Source organism: Candidatus Protochlamydia sp. R18 (genome assembly GCF_000648255.1).
Classification (GTDB): Bacteria; Chlamydiota; Chlamydiia; order Chlamydiales; family Parachlamydiaceae; genus Protochlamydia; species Protochlamydia amoebophila.
The window spans coordinates 1-2643 of sequence record NZ_BASL01000734.1; the positions used below are offsets into that span (position 1 = coordinate 1).

Annotated in this window: 1 protein-coding gene and 1 pseudogene; one reads left to right on the forward strand and one right to left on the reverse strand. The window is 29.3% G+C overall.

What is annotated here, in order from left to right; all coding sequences use genetic code 11:
• Positions 1–759 precede the first annotated feature (759 nt).
• Positions 760–1617, forward strand: coding sequence for an NSE2 family E3 SUMO-protein ligase (locus TY19_RS08300; protein WP_042281694.1), 858 nt, complete (start codon positions 760–762; stop codon positions 1615–1617).
• Between the two features lie 480 nt (positions 1618–2097).
• Here TY19_RS08300 and TY19_RS11820 read toward each other — a convergent pair.
• Positions 2098–2643: pseudogene (locus tag TY19_RS11820) on the reverse strand (IS1 family transposase); the annotation flags it as partial.

A 2643-nucleotide genomic window follows, 5' to 3' on the forward strand; every position in this document is an offset into this window, starting at 1 on the left:
GAAGACTATAATAAATGGCGTCCTCATAGCGCGCTAGATGGTCTTTCTCCGGAAGAATTTAGAAAGACTTACGAGCTAAAAACAATTAATGCATAGGTAGTAAAATTTTCTATTTTAAAATGGACCTAATTATGGGGCAATGTCAGATTTAATAAAAATCAGACTTACCATCTTTCCAGACATCCAATACTATTGATTATACTCCTTCAGCTCATTCAGTATGCAAAAAATAAACTGAGTAAAATTTACAAAGAAGAAGGTGAAAAAACGCCTTTGAAAGGAATGGTTGGCAATCATTCGGATAGATACGCAGCCTTCAAATAATTGTAATTTGTTAATTTTATACTCTTCATGTTCTACGTGAAAAAACGAAAGCCTACAAACTTTGTTGTAATACACCACAATCATTGTTACAAAATTTCAAAAAAACTAATTATTTCGCGTACTTTCTCCTTTTTCTTTTCATTTTAACATAAATTAAAAAAACCACAGCTAAGGATATATAATTTGATTAAACAATTGCCATCTATTTATCATTTTTTTAAAAAAAGATTGATAAAAAAAAGGAAAAGTTTTTGTATTGCTCATATAGATATCCTTTGATAACTATGAATAAGCAATTATATAACAATTACTTTTCTAAATTAAATTTAAAGCTTTGTTGTTTATCTAGATTAAGTAAGGTAAAGCGTAATAAAATATGGTTTTTATCTCATTTCAGAGAAACATTTTATTTTAAATTTTATAGGAGTGTTAAATATGTCAATAAATTTAAATTCTTCAATGTGTAATTCCGTTGATTCTTTAAATCAACCAAAAGAAGTTGTGTGGGAAGAAAATGTATGTGAAATGAATAATTGTTCTCTTACTTCCGAGAATAAAATTTCTGTCATAGCCAAGAATATACTTCCTGTTGAAGAAGAAGTAATTTTTACATCTTTTAATTGCCCTATTACTCTCAGCCCATTTGTAGATCCGGTTGTAGATGAATGTGGACATACATTTGAACAAGAAGCAATCATGCAAATTTATAACAGTGCAATTGCAAGAGGAACTCCATTTACATGTCCTATGGACCCTAGTAAAATTCTTGATGTGAACAAACTGGTTAAAAATTATAGTTTAGCCGGTGCCCAAGAAGAAGTAGAAGAATTTACTAAAAAACATACTTCTGAAAAAAAAACCTCTCTTGAGTTAATGAAAGAACTTATGCAAGAGCATAAAATAGAAAAGCGAGAGCATAAATTAGGGATACAAAAATTACTAGAGGATCATAAAAGTTTCTTAGAAGATTTTAGACCTCTTGCACGCGATACAGAAGAATCTTTAAATACAAGTGCTAACATTTTAAATCAATGTTCTATTCTTAAGGATAAAAATACCATTTTGGAGAAAAAAGTTAAGAATTTTGAGACAATGAGTGTATCAGATAGACTATTTTCATACCTTTTTCCTCGTTATAACGATGCTATTTCCACAAGAAATATAACGCTTAAAGAACAAGAGCTTCTTAATAAATCTACGATAACTGATACAGAAATTGAAGCTGAAGGAAGAAAGTTAAAAGAACTAAAAAATAAGATAGAAAAATATTATCCACCAATAGAGACAAAATAAAACTTTTTGTTTTGGTTAATCTAAATTTGAAAATATTTTTTAAATTTAGATTAACTCAATCCTATTCAAGCCTTTCTCAGTTAGCTATGAATCATTATCAATCCATTTTTTGCCTAGAACTTGTGCTAATGCCAATTCAAAAGAAATAAAAAATTTAGGTCTATATCTTTAGTTATAGCAAAGCGGATAGAACATAAATTTTTTATGTCATTTCACAAAAATGATTTATTTTAAAATTTAGTGAAGTATTAAATATGCCAGTACATTTAAATGATTTCCTAGAAGATCTCAAATCTGCTTCATAAAAGTCAAAAGAAGTTTTTAATGTCTGTGGTAATTCCAGTCGAAAAAACATAGTCGAAAGCTATAAAGACAATATTTATTCATCAATGAATTTAACAATTCAAAAGAACATAGTGAAAAGAAACTGTTTTGAGAAGGTATTCAAAGATGATTCATATAGCTTATTTTTGGGTAGTGCTAAATAGGTAAGGCTCTCAATTGCCTATTGTAATCACAAATAAAGTATTTTATTAACCCAATGTGATTAGTTAGTTTTTTAGAAAATGAAAGTGTTTTCCTTACAAGTCTTGCACATCTTTGTCTGAGAGTACAATTAAATCTTTCAATGTAACTTGTCTGACCAGATTGCTTGCTAACTGGTTGATGTTGACTCCAAGGAATGGTTTCATAATAGACATTAAACTTATCAGTGAAATAGAGGGCTTTTTTTTTAATGATTCGGGTAGTTTTGCAAAAAGAAGCTCAGCGGTTTTTTTATCTCGAGGACCCACTTGCATAGCAAGCACTTGGCGACTTTTTTTATGCAAGATGAGCCATAACCACTGATCATTTTTCTTATTTCCTACAAAACTCCATAGCTCATCTACTTCAAGTTTAGCCACTTTCAATTCATCTTTCTCACAACATGTGACTTGTGCATTTAAATCCTCAGGCAAATCATTGATAATGAAATTAATAAAATCTAGCAGCCATGGCATACTTACATCAAAAATTCTACAAATT

Bases quoted from the DNA above. Each gene is read 5' to 3' on its own strand.
- TY19_RS08300 (WP_042281694.1), top strand. From the start codon at position 760: ATGTCAATAAATTTAAATTCTTCAATGTGTAATTCCGTTGATTCTTTA.